The following is a 16,251-nucleotide window of genomic DNA, read 5'->3' as shown; positions in this document are numbered from 1 at the left end:
TCCTGGGTGCGGACTCTGCGGGCTAGAGACCCTGCCGTTCGCGCCAGCGCTCAATGGCCTCCGCCACCTTTGCCGGGCACTCCTCCTGCGGGAGGTGGCCGCACGCCTGCAGTTCCACCCGCTCGGCGTTGGGCAGGGCGTCAGCCACGCGGTGGGAATCCGCGGCAGGGATGACTTCGTCCTCGACGCTGATGATGACCTGCGTCGGGGTCTCGATGCCTGCCAGGGGGCCGCGCACTTGCAGGGCGTCGGTCAGCGAGCGGTGCATCAGCTGCCCCCAGGCCCGGTCCCAGCCGGCCATGGCGGTGTGCATGGTCATGCGGGCCTCGCGCTCCGGGGTGATGGCGTCCTCGTCGTAATAAGAGCGCTCGAGCAGTTCGGTGCTTTTCCCGAACCAGCGCCCTCCCAGCAGGCTCAGGCGCTTGGCCTGCGGCAGTTGCGCCAGCCACTGGGGTAGCGTGGGTCGCTCTAGGGCGGCCATTGGGTTGATCAGCACCAGACCGGCGACCCGCTCGGGTGCCTGGCGTGCCGCCTCCAGAGCGATCACCCCGCCGGCGGAGTTGCCCACCAACACCGCCTCCTCCTGGCCGAGTTCATCCATGAGGCTGAACAGGTGGTCGACGTCGGCCTCCAGGGTGAAGGGGTTGGGTCCCTCGCCGGGATAGTCGGGCTTGTCGCTCAGCCCGTAGGGGATCTGGTCGTAGGCCACGGTGTAGCGGTCGCGTCCCAGTTTCGGCAGAAGCGGTTCCCAGGTCACGGTACTGAACGAGAAGCCGTGCAGGAGAAGCCAGGCCGGCCGCCCGGTATCGGCGTGCTCTTCGCCAGCGGCGACGTAGTGCAGCTGCAGCCCGTCGGGGTAACCGGGGAACGAGATCGAGACAAAGCGGCTGTCGTCACCGCCGAGTTCGCGGCCGTCCTTGACCCCGTCCGCCGGCTGCGTGGGGATCATGAACGGCCCGATGGCGAGAACCAGGCCCGCGAGTATGAATAGGCCGCCGACCACGATACCGATGCCCTGCAGGATGGTGCCGACTGTCCCCACGCTCATCCCCCTTGCTGGTCTTCCGTTCCGGGCCAAGGCTACCACGGCCGTGGCGGCGCTTGCCGCGTGCGGCGGTCTGTGCAGTTGACCCGGTCGCGCGGCGGCGCTAGCGTTCACGGGAGCCTGGCAACCACGCGCACCTGCGCCGGAGTCGGCAGAGCATGGTCCCTTCCGGCGGTTATCGCGGCTTCGTCCTGGCGGCACTGTTCCTGATGCTCGGCCTTTCTGCGGGGACCGCCGGGCCGGAGCGGGGCTGCCCGGACGCCGACTACGGCGAGCGCTTCCACGAGGCCCTGGAGGCGGCGCGCGCCGATGACTGGTCCCGCGTGGCCGAGCTTGAGCCCTGTCTCGGCGATGCCCACCCGATGGCCGCCTACCTCGACTTCCACCGTCTGCGCAGTGCGCTCCCCGAGGTCGATCCGCAGCGTGTGGTGGCCTACCGCCAGCGCTATGCCGGTACCCCGCTGGCCGATGTCCTCAAGCGCGTCGCCTTGCGTCGCTACGCCGAGGCGGGGGACGACGCGGCGGTGCGCCGGGTGACCGACGAGCCACCCGCCCGCCTGGCTCTGCGCTGTCACTGGTGGCAGGCCCATCTGGAAACGCGCCGGGGAGAGGCCCTCGCCTTTGCCCGGCGCACCTGGCACGCCGGGGTCTCGCGGCCGTCAGCATGCGACGGGCTATTCGAGGCAGCCCGCGGGGCTGGCGTCATCGACGACCGGGCTGTCTGGGAGCGTATGCGTCTGGCCTTTCGCAACGAGCAGGCGGGTCTGATGCGCTATCTCGAGGGGCTGCTCGGTGGGGAGCGCTGGCTGGTCGCCGCCGAGTGGCTCCAGCGGCTCGACCGAAATCCGGCGCGGATCATCGAGCTCGATGAGGGTCTGCCGCCGCGGCTGCGTCGACAGCTTACTGCCGACGGGCTCTACCGGCTGGCCCGCGTGGACACCGCGGCCGCGCGCAGTTATCTGGAGCAGAGTGGCGACGGGCTTGCCGAGCTGCCCGCGGGCGAGCGGCGGGAGGTGTTTGAGCGGGTTGCCTGGTACTCGATCATCCGGGGCATCCCTGAGAACCGCGGTTGGGTCGACCGGTGGCTGGCCGAGCAGGACGATACCGATTTGCTCGAGCAGCGCATGCGCCGGGCGGTGATCGAGGAGCAGTGGACCGACCTGGTCTACTGGTACACCCGTCTGCCCGAGGCCTCCGCACGCAGTGCGCGCTGGCAGTACTGGCTGGGTCGGGCGCGGGCCGAGCTGGGAGACCCGGCGCTGGCAGGTGAGCACTGGCGGGAGGCGGCGGGGGAGCGCTCGTTCTGGGGGTTCATGGCGGCCGAACGGGTCGGGCGGCCCTATGCGCTGCGCGAGGTCCGCCCGGAACCGGATCCGCCTGCTCCGGATCCCGCCCTCCTGCGGGTCCGCCTGCTCCACGGTGTCGGTGAACTGCGTCTGGCCCGGGACGAGTGGCGCCACCTGCTGCAAGGCCGTGAGGCGGCGGAACAACGCGCCCTAGCTGCCCACGCCTACCGGCAGGGGTGGCACGAGCTGGCGGTGGTCGCCGCCAACCGCGCCGGGGCCCACGAGGCGTTGCAGTGGCGTTTCCCCCATGCCTACCGGGATGCCTTCCGGCGGGCGGCCGCGGAGACCGGCATCGAATCCTGCCTGCTCATGGCGGTCGCCCGGCGCGAGTCGGGTTTCCATCGGGATGCCGTCTCGCCGGCGGGGGCCCGCGGGCTGATGCAGCTGCTGCCGGGTACTGCCCGCCAGATGGCCCGTTCCAACGGTGAGCCCCTGCCGGATGCCCGGGCGCTGAACGATCCGGAACTCAATGTGCGCCTCGGTGCCGAGTATATGCAGCGGCTATTGGAGCGCTTCGAAGGCAACCGGCCGAAGGCACTGGCGGCCTACAACGCCGGTCCGAGCCGTGTCGCGGGGTGGCTGGAGCGGGATGGACGCCCTCTGGATGTCTGGATCGAGTCGATCCCCTACTACGAGACCCGGCGATACGTGCAAGCGGTGCTTGCCTACCGCACGATCCTGGCCCACCTAGGCGGGCTGGAACCGGTGGCCTCGGTGGTCACGCACGAGGAGATGGCCCTGGTCTACGGGGAGCCGACGGACGACCGGGAACCGGCCACGGTGCGCCTGAGCCGGCACCCGGCGGATGGCCCGCTGCCGGGGTCTGACGATCCTCTGCGGGACTGAGCGGCGCGCCGCGCCCTGTTACCCTGATCCCCCGTTCGCCCGGTCGCGGCTCTGCTGCACCCGGGCGTTTCCGGAGTCGCTCAAGCGTTAGGGAAACCGACGTGACCGTACTCAACCAGAAAGGACCCTCCTCTTGGCACTGGCTGGTGGGCGGGGCTGCGCTCGTGATCATCCTGGCCGGGCTCCAGGCGGTCTCCGGCATCGTCAATCCGCTGCTGCTGGCCGCGTTCCTGGCCATCGCCTCGGCGACCCCGCTGAACTGGATGCAGCGCCGCGGCGTGCCGGCAGCGGTGGCGGTGATGATCCTCTTCCTGGGGGTGGGGCTGGTCTTCTTCCTGCTCTTCCTCGCCCTGCGCGGCGCGGTGGAGACCATGGCTGCGCAAGCGCCGCAGTATCAGGAGCAGCTCACCGTGGTCTTCGGTCAGGTGCGCGATTACGTCGTCGCCATGGGTGTGCCGCCGGAGGCCCTCCCCGAGGAGGTGCCGCTGCCGGCAGTGGGTACGCTGACCGATGCGGCGGCGACCATCGCCAGCGGCATCGGCCAGTTTACGGCGGCCACCTTCCTGGTGCTGCTCGCCTTCATGTTCCTGCTGCTCGAGGAGAGCACGCTGCCCGGCAAGCTCTCGGTGGCCTTCCCGGCCAGTCGTCGGGCGCGGGTGCGCACTCGCCGGTTCCTCCACGCCGTTGATCGCTACATCTTCATCAAGAGCGCGACCAGCACGCTGACCGGCGTGATCATCGGCACCGGGCTCTGGCTGATTGGGGTGGATTTCCCGATCCTCTGGGGCATCCTCGCCGGATTGCTGAACTTTATCCCCACGGTCGGGTCGATCATTGCTGCCGCCCCTGCGGTGGTGGTGGCCCTGCTCGGGGGAGGGCTGCTCGATGCGGTGCTCACCGTCGTCCTTTACGTGGCGGTGAATGTGGCCATCGGTTCCATCACCGAGCCGCGATTGATGGGGCGGACTCTGGGGCTGTCGCCACTGGTGGTGTTGATCTCGTTGATGGTCTGGGGCTGGGTGTTCGGGCCGGTAGGGATGCTGCTGTCGATCCCGCTGACCATGATCGCCAAGCTGGCCCTTGAGGCGCAGCCCGAGACCCGCTGGATCGCCGCGCTGCTCAGCGATCGCGCCGACGAGCGCATCGGCTGACCCGCACGGCCCCGCCCCGGATCGGGCGTGCCCGATCCGGGGCGGCCTGCAGCGACCTCGTGGCGGTCAGCGCCGCGGGCCGAACTCCTCACGGAAGCGTTCGCGCTGCTCGGCGTCGAGCAGTCCGATCATCTCGTTGCGCATGCGCACGCGCTCGGCCAACAGCTCGCCCTGCAGCTCGGACATGCGGCCATGGAGCTCTTCGATGGCGTCGGGGTCCGGCTGCTCGACCGCCATCAGCTCGGCCATATCGTCGCGCATTTCGGCCAGTTCGACCCCTACGTGGGCCTCGAACTCCCGGTAGGCGCGGCGGAGCTTGCGCATCTCGGCGAGCTTGTCGCCCTCAAGCTCCAGCTCCCAGAGGGGCGTCCGTGGATCACCGAAGCCGCCCTCAAAACCGCCGCGCATCCAGTCCCAGCACGCGCCGTAGCCCAGGCCGGAGCCCATGCCCATTCCCATGCCGGGTTGCTGCATCGCTCCGGCACCCGGGCCTCCAGGCCCGAAACCTTGTCCCATGCCGGCGCCGCGATCGGCCTGAGCCGCTGCCAGCCCGCTGCCGAGCAGCGCCGCGGTAGCGAGGGCGATCAGGGATGCGGTTCTTCTGCTGCCGCGAACTCGTCCTGCCATGGTCATGCCTCCCTTGAGAGTCGCTCTCTCCATCGATGCGTGATCCGGCGGCAGCGGTGCCGCCGCCGGGTCCTGTGGAAAACGGGTCGGGCGGCCGATCAGGCCGCCGCGGCGGCGAGGAACAGGCCGATGACGCAGGCCAAAGCGGCCATCCAGGCCAGGCTGCGCAGGCTCGCGTAATCGCCGATGTAGAACAGCCCGTAGGCAATTCGCAGCAGGACGAAGAGCACCGCCAGGGTGTCGATCACGCCCTGCGCCGCGCCGACTTGGTGGGCGATGATCACCGCCGCCGCAAAGGGCGGGAAGGCCTCGTAGCCGTTCTGCTGGGCCCAGTGGGCGCGCTTTGGCCACCCTTCCTGGCGGTCGAGCCACTCCCGGGGGCGGGTGTTGTCGAACTGCCCGCCACCAAACTTGGCGGCGCCGGCGAAGGCCATGGGCAGGATGGCGGCGACGAGGACCATCCAGTAGCCGAGGGACATGGGCATCTCCTTCCACTGGCTGCGACCCCCGTCCGGGGGCCTCCGGCCCCAGTCTAGGGCAATCCGCGCCTCCCCGCCTATTGTCCCGTCGACGATGCCGGCGGGCCCGGCGCTCAGCCGGTCTCGTTGCGCAGCTGCTCGGCCCGCTCAATGAGTTCGGCCCGGCGGATCTTGAGTCCCCGCGTCTCGGGCAGCGGGTGCCAGGCAACCGGGGTCATGTGCGGGCTCAGTCGGGCTCGCAGCCACTCGCGCAATGCGCTCACGGGGAGCTCGTCGCCGTTCGTCTGCACGAACGCCACTGGGCGCTGGCCGAACTCGCGATCGCTGCGTGGGACCACCACCGCCTCGCGGACCACCGGGTGCTCGCGGAGAGCCGCCTCGATGGTCTCAGGCTGGATGTTTTCGCCGCCGCTGATGAACTGGTTGTCGCGGCGTCCCGTGATCACCAGGCGCCCCGCATGCCAGTACCCCAGGTCGCCGGTTGAGAACCAGCCGTCCCCGTCGGTCAGCGGCGCCACGCTGCCGCCGTCAAGGTACCCCGGGCAGAGCGTCTCGCCGCGCACGCGGATCTCACCCTCGTCGATGCGCAGCTCGCGGAAGGGCAGGACCCGTCCGCCACCGCGCAGCGCAGGCCAAGTGGCCACCTGAGCGGTCATCTCGGTCAGGCCGTAGCTCATGTAGCACGGAACCCCCCGCGCCTGCGCCTGCTCCAGCAGATCGGCCGCTACCGGCCCGCCGCCGAGCAGCACGCAGCGCAGGAAGGGCAGGGGGGTGTCGGCCGCATGCAGCAGGCGGCGCAGCTGGGTCTCCACCATGGAGACATGGCTGATGCGGTGGGTGCTCAGGAAGGCCGCGTCCTCGCTGCGACCACCAACGACCATGGGTACCCCGGCCTCCAGGCAGCGGAAGATGATCCCCAGCCCGCCCACATGGAACAGGGGTAGGGAGAGCAGGTAGCGATTCGGGCTGCGCAGCGGCAGGTATGCCAGGGCGCCCTGGGCGCTGCGTACGTAGTTGGCGTAACTGTGTGCCGCGATGCGCGGCGTCCCGGTCGAGCCGGAGGTGGCCACCCCGGCGCAGGGGGCGTCGGCCTTGAAGCGCCACTGCAGGTCCGCAGCGGGTGTGCCGGGCGGGCCTTCGCCGGTGTGTCGGAGTTCGGCGCCGGGGGCTGGGATCAGACCGGAGATGCCGTGCCCGGCCAGCAGCCCCTGCAGGGCGGCCTCCGGCATGCGCTCCGAGACCGGCAGGACACGCCCGCCGGCCCGCAACACGGCCAGCCAGTCGATGACCCCGGCGGTGTCGGTGGTGATGCGAAGGGAGGTCCATGTCCCGGCGCCGAGGCCCTGCTCCTGCAGGGCCCGGGCGCGCCGGCTGACCGCCTCGTGGAGGGCTGCGAAGGTGTAGCAGAACCCCGGTTCGATGAGCGCCGGGTGCTGCGGCCAGCGGTGGCTGGCCCGCGTCAGTCGGCACGGGAACCGGGCGGGCATGGTCACAGCAGCGGGGCCTCCGCAGTGAGCTGCTCACGCCGGCGTACCGGCTTGGTTGTGTGCCCGGGCTGGCTGCGCAGGGGCTCGAGCAGGGCCTCGGGCCAGGCGCCGAAGGTATCCAGTCCCGGAGTGGCCTGCAGCCCCCACCTCGCGGCCAACCGGGCGTAGAGGTCCAGGGTGATGTTGCTTTCGAAGGCAGCGCTGAGCACCACCTGCACACCGGCGCTGGTGGCGGCGTCGATCCACGCGCGGGTGCGGGTCAACCCGGTCAGCATCGGCTTGAGGACCACTGCACCGAGCCCGGCGGTGGTGAGGTCGGCGTCCGGATGCTCGCGGAGTGTCTCATCCCAGGCGAAGGGGATGGCTGTCCGTGACGACCATCCGGCGTACGAGGCACCCGGGCGCAGCGGCTCCTCGATGAAGGCCACGCGCTCCGCGGGCAGCCCGGCGCAGAGGCGTGCCGCCTCCTCGGGGGTCCAGCTGCGGTTGGCGTCCAGTCGCAGCTGCGTGGTAGCGGGCAGCCGGTCAAGGATGTACGCCAAGCGGCGTGCGTCCTCCGCCACGCTGGCCCGGCCCACCTTCACCTTAACGCAGGGGCCGACCGGTGCGTCGATGCGGCGTTGCTCGTGGCCGATCAGGCGGCAGCTGGTCACCTGCGGCGTCTCTCCGGGAGGGTGGACCCACTGCAGCCAGCCGGCCTCCAGGCCGAAGCGCGCGGCCGGTGGGAGCGCCCGCAGCGCCTCGGGGACGCCGGTGCCGGAGGTGGCCTGCTGCAGCTCGCCGGCGGCCCTTTCGGCACCGGCGGCGAAGAAGTGCCGGCAGGCGTCGATGCATTCGTCCAGGCCCTCGGTGCTGAACCCGGGCAACGGGGCGATCTCCGAGATGGCCCGGCATCCTTCCTCGCCCTCCCAGAACAGCAGGGCGCCGTGGCGCTCCGCAACCGGGGCCGTGCCGGGCAGAAGCGCCACCCGGTAGCGGCGAACCTCCACCGAGCGCAGCTGCGTGGACACGGTTAGGGGTTGTGCTTGAAGCGCCGGAAGTTCGGCTTGCGTTTCTCCAGGTAGGCGTTACGGCCCTCCTGCCCCTCTTCGGTCATGTAGAAGAGCATGGTGGCGTTGCCGGCCAGCTCCTGGATGCCGGCCTGCCCGTCGACGCCGGCGTTGAATGCGGACTTGAGTGCGCGCAGGGCGATGGGCGAGTGCTCGAGGATGCGCTGGCACCAGGCCACCGTCTCGCGCTCCAGGTCCTTCAGCGGCACCACCTTGTTGACCAGGTCCATGGCCCGCGCCTGCTCGGCGTCGTACTGCCGGCACAGGAACCAGATCTCCCGGGCCTTCTTCTGGCCGACGACGCTGGCCATGTAGCTGGCTCCGAAGCCGCCGTCGAAGGAGCCCACCCGCGGTCCGGTCTGGCCGAAGCGCGCGTTGTCGGCGGCCACCGTCAGGTCGCAGATCAGGTGCAGCACGTGGCCGCCGCCGATGGCGTAGCCGGCCACCATGGCGATCACCGGCTTCGGACAGGAGCGGATGTCGCGCTGCAGGTCGAGGACGTTCAGGTGGTGGGTGCCCTGCTCGTCCTGGTAGCCGGAGTCGCCGCGCACCCGCTGATCACCGCCCGAGCAGAAGGCCAGGTCGCCGTAGCCGGTCAGGATGACCACGCCGATCTCCTGGTCGAAGCGGGCATCGGCGAGGGCCTGCTGCATCTCAAGGACGGTGCGCGGCCGGAAGGCGTTGCGCACCTCGGGGCGGTTGATGGTGATCTTCGCGATCCCGTCGGCCTTGTGATAGAGGACGTCCGTGTAGCCGCTGGAGCAGTCGGTCCAGTCCAGCGCCGTTTCGATGGAGTTCGGGTGCTCTTCGCTCATATCAGGGGTGCTCACCGGTGCAGATGCGTTGGATGACTGCGGCCACCGCCTCGGGGGCCTCGGCGTGGCAGTTATGCCCGACGCCATCGATTTTGACAACCGTAAGCCCCGGGGTCTGGGTGGCCAGGTCGTCGGCGATGGCCGAGAACTTCTGATCCCGCGCGCCGGCGATGTAGGCGCAGGGGGCTGCGAGGCGGCGCAGCGCCGGGCGCAGATCCGGCTGTCCGGCCAGGCTGGCGGCGCGCAGGGTCGCGGCCAGGTGTTGGGGGTCGTGTCCGGCCCGGCGCTGTATCAGGGCCCGGCGACGTGGCTCGCTCAGGTCGGCGAAGACCGGTTGGCGGTACCAGGCGTCCAGGTTCTCCAGCCATGAGCCGGTGCTCAGACGTCGGGCCCAGGCATCATCGTGGCGACGCCGCTGCGCCCTTGCCGAGGCATCCTGCAGCCCCGGGTGGGCGCCCTCTAGGATCAGCGCGCTGATTCGCTGGGGATGCCGGTCGGCAAGCGCGAGGGCCAGGCGACCGCCGAGGGAGTAGCCAACCAGGGCGAAGCGCGGCGGCAGTTCGGGGGCCAGGCGCGCCCAGAGGGCGTCGGCCAGCGCATCAAAGGTTTGCCCCGGCGGCGGTGCGCCGTCGTGTCCAGGCAGGGGCGGGGTTCGGCAGCGCAACCCCGGCGCCAGCGCCTCGGCCACCGGCCGCCACTCGTCGGGATCGCCCAGGAAGCCGTGCAGGCAGACGACATCGGGGGTGTGGGCGGTGGGTCCTGCATCCGCCATCGGTCACAACGCCTCGAGGGCGCGGAACAGGGCCGCTATCTGCCCGCTGCCGGCGCCGGGCGGGCACACCACTTCGATGACGCTGCCGCCGGGCCTGGATCGCGCCTCGCGGTGAGCCGCCTGGAGGCTGTCGCCGTCGCCGCAGTGCCAGTAGGGCAGCCGGAACTGCTCGGCCGCACGGGCGAACCCGTAGCCGTGGGGCATGCGGAACAGGCGGCGATGGGCCTCGCCGGTCTCTTCGCGGGCCGGCAGCAGATCGAAGATGCCGCCGCCATCGTTGTTGAGCACCACCACCACGCAGGTATGTCGGGCCTCGCCGAGCAGGGCCAGGCTGTTGAGGTCGTGCAGGGCCGATAGGTCGCCGACCACCAGCGTGACGCCGTCCCGGTGGTGGTGGGCGAAACCGGCGGCGGTGGCGATCAGCCCATCGATGCCGCTGACGCCGCGTTGCGTGACGCAGGGGTTGCCGTGGGCGGGTGCGGCAAAGAGATCGAAGACCCGGATCGGTAGGCTGTTGCCGGGGAACAGCGCCATGCCTGGTGGCAGCACCTGGCTGATTCGCTCGGCGGCGGCCGGCTCCGCGAACGGGGCGTTGGCCAGCGCCGTGCGGCACGCCTCGGCCACCCGGGCGCGGGCCTCGGCAAGGCCGGGTAGTGGCGGCTGTGGCGCGTCGGGGCGAAGGGTGCGGCATGCGGCGGCGATATCCGCCTGAACCGTGGTCGCGTGCCAGTCGGGGTCGAGATCCTCATCGCCACGGGTGACCAGCCAGCGCTGCGGTGCGTGGTCGGCGAGCCAGGCGGGCAGCCGGCGGCCGGTGAGCCGGCCACCGAACTGGACGACCTGGCGGGCGTGGCCCAGGGCCTCGCGCCCGGCGGCCGTGGCAAGCAATAGCTCCGCCCCGCCGACCACGCACGGGTGGGCGCGCAAGCGCAGCTGGCTGCCGGGGTCGGCGAGGACGGGGATGTTGCCGGCGGCGGCGGTCTCCAGCACCGCTTCGGCCTCGTCGCTGCGCAGCTCACCGGCGACGAACAGCTGCGGTGGGTCCGCCTCCTTAAGCGGCGGCGCCGCTACTTGCCCCTGGTGGCCGGGTGGCAGGGGCGGGGGCGCCGCGGGTTGTTCGGCGCCCCCGTAGAGGGGTTCGCGCAGCGGCATGTTGATATGGATGGGCCCGCTGCCGCCGGGGTCGGTGGCGGCGGTCAGGGTGGCGTCCAGACGCCGGTTCAGCCAGCGGCCGCACAGCGCCGTCTCGGGTGTCGGCAGTGCCAGGGTGGCCCGTACCAGCGGGGCGAAGAGGCCCTCCTGGGGCATGGCCTGGTTGGCGCCGCAGTCGTGTAGTTCGGGCGGTCGATCGGCGCTGATCACCACCAGGGGTAGCCGGCTCTGCCGGGCCTCCGCGACCGCGGGGTGGAGGTTCGGCACTGCTGTGCCCGAGGTGGTGATCACCGCTACCGGGCGCTGGCTGGCGCGAATCAGCCCCAATGCGTAGAAGGCCAGGCCGCGTTCGTCGAAGTGGGTGTGCACGCGCAGCCCGCAGGCGGCCTCGGTTCGTCGGGCGGCGGCCAGTGCCAGAGGGGCACTGCGGCTGCCGGGGGCGATGCAGAAGTCCACCACGCCGTGGCCGTGCAGACGGTCGATAAGGCTGCCGGCCCAGGTGGCGTTGAGGTCCTCGGTGCGCACGCTGTCCCCCGGACTAGCCCTGCACGGCGGAGAGGAAGGACTCGATCTTGGCCTCCAGCTCCTGCCACTCGGCCTCGGGCTCGGAGCCCTGGACGATGCCGACGCCGGAGTAGCACCAGGCCCGGTCGCCGGCGACCAGCGCCGAGCGGATAGCCACGGCCAGCTCCGAGGCATCGCCGGAAAGCAGGCCGATGACCCCGCTGTACCAGCCGCGGCGGAAACCCTCCTGGCGGCTGATCAGGTCCTGGGCCCGGCGGCGCGGGAAGCCGCAGACCGCCGGTGTCGGGTGGAGGGCATCGAGCAGTTGGTGGTCGCCGACCCCCGGGCGCAGGGTCGCCTCGATGGGCAGCCGGCGGTGCTGGATGCGGTCGAGTTTGAGCACTCCGGCCTGCTCGGGGGCGTCGATGCGGATCGCCCAAGGCTCGAGTTCCCCGCGGATGTAGCGGGTGACCCAGGCGTGTTCGCGGACCAGCTTAGAGTCCTCCCGCAAGGACGCCTCCAGGGCGGCGTCCTCCGCCGCGGTCTCACCGCGGCGCACAGTGCCGGCCAGGGATTCGGTCTGGACCGAACGCCCGCTGCGGTAGAACAGCCGCTCCGGCGAGCAGCCCATGAAGATCCGTCCGGCGTGCTCGATGGCGAAGCAGTAGCTGCCGTCGGTGATCGCCGACCAGCGGCGCAGCGTGGTGAAGGCGGCCAGCGGGCGGTCGAGTCGGAGGGCTACCTGCCGGGCCAGCACCGCCTTGTGCACGTGGCCGACCCGGATGTCTCGGAGGATCGCCTCGATGCGGCTGCTGCACTCGGCGAAATCCAGGTCCTCCGTGCGGTCGGTGACCCGTGCCGGCCGGTGTTCGCTCACGGCTGCCGGGCGCAGATCCTCAAGGAGCCCGGTCAGCTCGCTCCGGCGTTGCCGGAGTTCCGCAGCACTTTCGGCGTACAGGTTGACACTCAGCTGCTGCCCGGCGCGGTTGCCTTGCAGTTCCACTGCGGGGAGTAGGGCCAGGCTGGCTGGGAAACCCTGCCACTCGCCGGCACCAGAGCGGCCATCGAAGGAGAAGGCGCAGAGCAGGTGGACCCCGGGGTGGCGCGCCAGGCTCTGGGCGTGGCGCAGCAGCGCGGGGTGGTCGTCCGGGGTGTCGGCCGTGTACCGCCAAGCGGCGCCGATGCCGGCCAGGCGGATCTGACCGGAGCGGTCCTGCCAGTAGCAGCGCGGCGCCAGCGGGTTGGCCTCCAGCCAAGCGAGCGGGTCGACCTCCGGTACGGGCACGCTGGCTCGCACCAGGCCCGGGCTCTCGAACCGCCACTGCCGCACCTGCACGAGCAGGTCCTCGATGGCCTGCTCCGCGGGGTCGCAGGGGCTCCCTCGACGGTGGCCGGCGTCCCCGCTCGGTGGGGTACCCGGCACGTTGGCACGTTGCGGGCTGTGAGGCATCGCGATCCAGGGGTTGGTGGTGCTGCGCCCGGCACGGATCAGGGTGTCGCGCAGGGGTTATACACTACCTGAACGAGCACTCGCGCGCACGCATGCGGCGTGCGGTTGGCGGTTCGGCGGCGCGGTGCCTGCGCGGCCCCGTGGGCCGGTTCAGCGGCGACGCACGAACCGGCCGGTCAGAGCCTCGATGCCGGCGATGCGCTCGGTGACCGCCTGCAGCCGTTCGTCGGTTCGCAGCGATTCGCCGGTGACCCGCTCGGCCACCCCCTCGATGCTCGAGACGCTGCGCGCGATCTCCTGCGAGGTGGCCCCCTGCTGTTCGGTGGCGGTGGCGATCTGGCCGGCCATGTCGCGGATCTCGTCGACGGCCGCCTGGATCTCCTGCAGCGAGCTGCTGGACTCGTCGGCGTGCGCCAGGGTCTGCTCGGCGCGACTGCGGCTCTCACGCATGGCCTCGACGGCCTCGGCCGAGCCGCTCTGCAGCGACTCGATGATGCCATCGATCTCGCGGGTCGATTCCGCCGTCTGCCCGGCGAGCTTGCGCACCTCCTCGGCGACGACGGTAAAGCTGCGCCCCGCCTCGCCGGCGCGGGCGGATTCCACCGACGCATTCAGGGCGAGCAGGTGGGTCTGCTTGGTGATCTTGCCGATGAGGGTGGCCGCCTTGCCGATGCGCTCCGCCTCGCCGTTGACCCGTTCGATGGTGGCCGCGGCGTTCTCGATGTCGCGGACCAGGGAGCGCACCGCGGCGGTGCTCTGTTCCACGGTCTGCCGGCCCCGCTCGGTCTGTTTCCCGGCGCGCTCGGTGGCATCGGCGGTGGCCGAAGCGTTCTGGGCCACCTCCTGGACCGTCGCGCTCATCTGTTCCATGGCGGTGGCTACGCTGCGGGTTTCGTCGCTCTGCTGCTGCGCCTCGTCGCGCACCGCGTGCATCGACTGGCGGGCCTCGGCGGCCTCTGCGGAGAGGCGGCGGGCGTCGTCCCCCAGGCGCTTGGCGATGGCCTGGGTCTCGGAGGCGAGGTGCAGCAGCGCCAGATGGATCGACGCTCGATCGTCGCGGCGGCCGAGGTAGATCGCCTCGCTGAGCGGGTCATCGAGCAGCGCTCGGGCCTGCTCGCGGGCGCCACGGAGCTGACTCAGCACCTGCAGGCCGGCGGCGCCGAGGGCGGCGATGCCGGCGGTGCCGAGCGACAGCTGGCCCCCGGTGCCGACCGGCAGCAGGGCGCCGAGGGCGACGCCGAGCAGTGCGGCCAGCGCACCGCCGGCCAGCCAGACGCCACCGCCCGGGCGCCGCCGTTCGATCAGCCCGGCGGGCAGGGGGCCCTTGTCCGGCTCCGCGGCGCGCAGGCGCCGGTAAGCGCGTTCGGCCCGCTCGATCACCGCCTCGTCGCCGATCTGCTGACGCACCGACTGGATCTCGGTGATGTTGCCCGTATCGTCTCGGATGGGCGTGGCGTAGGCGTGAACCCAGTAGTGATCGCCGTTCTTGCAGCGGTTCTTGATCACCCCCATCCACGGTTGCCCGGACTGCAGGCGCTGCCACATGTGCTCGAACACCACCCGCGGCATGTCCGGGTGACGGATCACGTTGTGGGGTTGCCCGATGAGTTCGTCCGGTTGGTAGCCGCTGATGCGGACAAAGTCCTCGTTGATGTAGCGGATCCGTCCGCGGGAGTCGGTGGTCGACAGGATGTTGGCGCCATCCCAGACGGCAACACGGCGCTGCGTGACCGGTTCGTTGACTCGCAACGCGGAGCCCTCCTCTGTGTCGGCGGCGGCGCGGCCGCGCCTGAACCAATGTATGATCCAGAGTACGGTCTTTCGTTGGTGGAGTCACTTCCCTGTGGGCGCGGTCGGGGTTGGGCCAACCGCTGCTCCGGGGCTACAGTGATCCCGTGGGGAATCGGTCCCCGCAGGGCCGTGGGCCGCTGGTTCCTGCACTGCTGAGGGTGGACGTTTGCCCAGATTGAATGCCGAGTCCGACCCGGACGACTTACTTACCCTGGCCGCCGAGTCGGTGGGCTTGGGCGTATGGCGTATCGACCTGCAGACCGAGTGCATCGAGCTGTGTCCGCGCGCCCGGGCCCTCTTCGGCTTGACCGACGACGCCCCGCGGCCGGCCCGCGAGGGGCTGGACCACTATGCCCTCGAGCATCGCGAGCGGTTGCAGGAGGCCTATCGCCGGTGCATCGATGACGGCACCGCCTACGATGTCGAGTTCCAAGCCCGGGTTGCCGGCGGGGAGCAGCGCTGGCTGCGCGCGACCGGGACGCCGGTGCGCGATGCCGCCGGCCGGATGACCGCGGTGGCCGGCGCCCTGCTCGATATCGAGGATTATAAGGCGCGCGAGTCCGAGCACGCCGAGGCGCGGGTGGCGGCCGAGCGCACGGACCGGGCCAAGTCGGAGTTCCTCTCGGCGATGAGCCACGAGCTGCGCACCCCGCTCAACGCCATCGTCGGCTTCGCGCAGCTGCTCTATGCCGACGATGAGCTCGATGCCGCCACCCGCAGCGAATACTTGCGCCACATCCTCAGTGCCGGCTGGCACCTGCGTGATCTGGTCGGCGACATCCTGGATCTGGCGCGGATCGAGGCCGGCCGTGCGTCACTGACGCCGGAGACGGTGCGCGTCTCCGATCTGCTGCAGGAGGGTCTGCGCCTCGTGCGTGATCAGGCCGCCGACCACGGCGTCAGCCTGCGCCTGGAGGGTTCCGGGCGCTCCAGCGGGGTGTGTGTCTGGGCGGACCGGCTGCGGCTCAAGCAGGTGGTGCTGAACCTGCTGACCAACGCCATCAAGTACAACCGTGAGGGCGGATCGGTGGTCCTCAGCTACGGATGCGACGAGGCCGGGCAGGTGTGGGTCGACGTGGCCGACACGGGGCTGGGGATTGATCCGGAGCGCCGCGAGGGGCTCTTCGAGACCTTCGACCGGCTCGGGCGCGAGACGGGAAGCATCGAGGGCGTGGGGATCGGGCTACCGCTGGCGCTGCGGCTCAGCCGCCTGATGGGCGGTGATCTGCATTTGGTCGAGAGCGCACCGGATCAGGGCTCCCGCTTCCGGCTGAGCCTGCCCGGCATCGACGGTGAGGGCTGGGATCGGCACCACACGCCGAGCCTCGACCCGCAGTTGCTGGATGAGCGCGCCGATGATCCGCCCCTGCGTGTGCTGGCGGTGGAGGACAATCGGGTCAACATGCTGCTGCTCAGCGGTTTGGTGGCCAAGCGCCGGGGCGTGGAGCTGCTCGAGGCCTACGACGGAGGCACCGGGCTGGAGATGGCCAAGCGCAAGCGGCCGGATCTGATCCTGCTCGACATGCACCTGCCGGATACCGACGGCTTTGCCTTGGCCCGGCAGCTGCGCGCCGATCCGGCGCTGCACGAGACACCGCTGGTGGCGGTCAGCGCCGATGCCAGCGACGAGGTCCGTCGCCGAGCCATGGACGAGGGGTTCAACGACTATATCGTCAAGCCTTTCGAGCTGGAGCAGCTCGATGCGCTGATCCGCGAGGTCCGGCTGAGTCGCTAGCC

At 70.9% G+C, this 16,251-nt stretch carries 13 protein-coding genes; 3 read left to right on the top strand and 10 right to left on the bottom strand.

The genetic code is table 11. The annotated features are described in order from the left end of the window. Positions 1–22 precede the first annotated feature (22 nt). On the bottom strand, positions 23–1,048 hold the full coding sequence (locus tag CCR79_RS06570; RefSeq protein ID WP_201170072.1) for an alpha/beta fold hydrolase: 1,026 nt from the start codon (positions 1,046–1,048) through the stop codon (positions 23–25). 155 nt (positions 1,049–1,203) lie between these two features. Here CCR79_RS06570 and CCR79_RS06565 point away from each other — a divergent pair, with 155 nt between their 5' ends. Both CCR79_RS06565 and CCR79_RS06560 read left to right on the top strand, forming a co-directional pair. Next, positions 1,204–3,237 carry a transglycosylase SLT domain-containing protein gene (locus tag CCR79_RS06565; protein WP_201170069.1) on the top strand — a complete coding sequence of 678 codons (2,034 nt, stop codon included), beginning with the start codon at positions 1,204–1,206 and terminating at the stop codon, positions 3,235–3,237. Between the two features lie 101 nt (positions 3,238–3,338). After that, the gene (locus tag CCR79_RS06560; RefSeq protein WP_201170067.1) at positions 3,339–4,388 is read left to right on the top strand and encodes an AI-2E family transporter; all 1,050 of its coding nucleotides are present in this window, start codon (positions 3,339–3,341) and stop codon (positions 4,386–4,388) included. A gap of 66 nt (positions 4,389–4,454) precedes the next feature. Here CCR79_RS06560 and CCR79_RS06555 read toward each other — a convergent pair whose 3' ends face one another. From CCR79_RS06555 to CCR79_RS06515, 9 genes are all read right to left on the bottom strand, one after another. Then, a complete protein-coding gene (locus CCR79_RS06555; RefSeq protein WP_201170065.1) occupies positions 4,455–5,015 on the bottom strand; it encodes a Spy/CpxP family protein refolding chaperone in 561 nt (186 codons plus the stop codon). Positions 5,016–5,113: 98 nt separating this feature from the next. Next, complete coding sequence (locus CCR79_RS06550) at positions 5,114–5,494, bottom strand: MAPEG family protein (RefSeq protein ID WP_201170063.1); 381 nt, start codon at positions 5,492–5,494, stop codon at positions 5,114–5,116. 113 nt (positions 5,495–5,607) lie between these two features. Then, the gene (locus CCR79_RS06545; RefSeq protein WP_242510849.1) at positions 5,608–6,981 is read right to left on the bottom strand and encodes an AMP-binding protein; all 1,374 of its coding nucleotides are present in this window, start codon (positions 6,979–6,981) and stop codon (positions 5,608–5,610) included. A gap of 2 nt (positions 6,982–6,983) precedes the next feature. Next, positions 6,984–7,991 (bottom strand): o-succinylbenzoate synthase, encoded by a 1,008-nt coding sequence (gene menC, locus CCR79_RS06540; RefSeq protein WP_201170056.1) that lies wholly within the window; start codon positions 7,989–7,991, stop codon positions 6,984–6,986. Positions 7,992–7,993: 2 nt separating this feature from the next. After that, the gene (menB, locus tag CCR79_RS06535; protein WP_201170053.1) at positions 7,994–8,845 is read right to left on the bottom strand and encodes a 1,4-dihydroxy-2-naphthoyl-CoA synthase; all 852 of its coding nucleotides are present in this window, start codon (positions 8,843–8,845) and stop codon (positions 7,994–7,996) included. A gap of 1 nt (position 8,846) precedes the next feature. Beyond that, a complete protein-coding gene (gene menH, locus CCR79_RS06530) occupies positions 8,847–9,617 on the bottom strand; it encodes a 2-succinyl-6-hydroxy-2,4-cyclohexadiene-1-carboxylate synthase (RefSeq protein ID WP_201170050.1) in 771 nt (256 codons plus the stop codon). Positions 9,618–9,620: 3 nt separating this feature from the next. Further along, a complete protein-coding gene (gene menD / locus CCR79_RS06525) occupies positions 9,621–11,294 on the bottom strand; it encodes a 2-succinyl-5-enolpyruvyl-6-hydroxy-3-cyclohexene-1-carboxylic-acid synthase (RefSeq protein ID WP_201170047.1) in 1,674 nt (557 codons plus the stop codon). Positions 11,295–11,307: 13 nt separating this feature from the next. Next, positions 11,308–12,696, bottom strand: coding sequence for an isochorismate synthase (locus CCR79_RS06520; RefSeq protein WP_238633622.1), 1,389 nt, complete (start codon positions 12,694–12,696; stop codon positions 11,308–11,310). 177 nt (positions 12,697–12,873) lie between these two features. After that, positions 12,874–14,472 carry a methyl-accepting chemotaxis protein gene (locus CCR79_RS06515; protein WP_201170042.1) on the bottom strand — a complete coding sequence of 533 codons (1,599 nt, stop codon included), beginning with the start codon at positions 14,470–14,472 and terminating at the stop codon, positions 12,874–12,876. A gap of 208 nt (positions 14,473–14,680) precedes the next feature. On the opposite strand from CCR79_RS06515, the gene CCR79_RS06510 reads away from it, so the two are divergent. Further along, positions 14,681–16,249 (top strand): PAS domain-containing hybrid sensor histidine kinase/response regulator, encoded by a 1,569-nt coding sequence (locus CCR79_RS06510; protein WP_201170040.1) that lies wholly within the window; start codon positions 14,681–14,683, stop codon positions 16,247–16,249. Positions 16,250–16,251 lie beyond the last annotated feature (2 nt).

The sequence above is a fragment of the Halorhodospira halophila genome (assembly GCF_016653405.1).
Lineage (GTDB): Bacteria > Pseudomonadota > Gammaproteobacteria > Nitrococcales > Halorhodospiraceae > Halorhodospira > Halorhodospira halophila_A.
The sequence above is the reverse complement of the archived record's forward strand: the minus strand, read 5'-3'. Positions and strand labels throughout refer to the sequence as shown.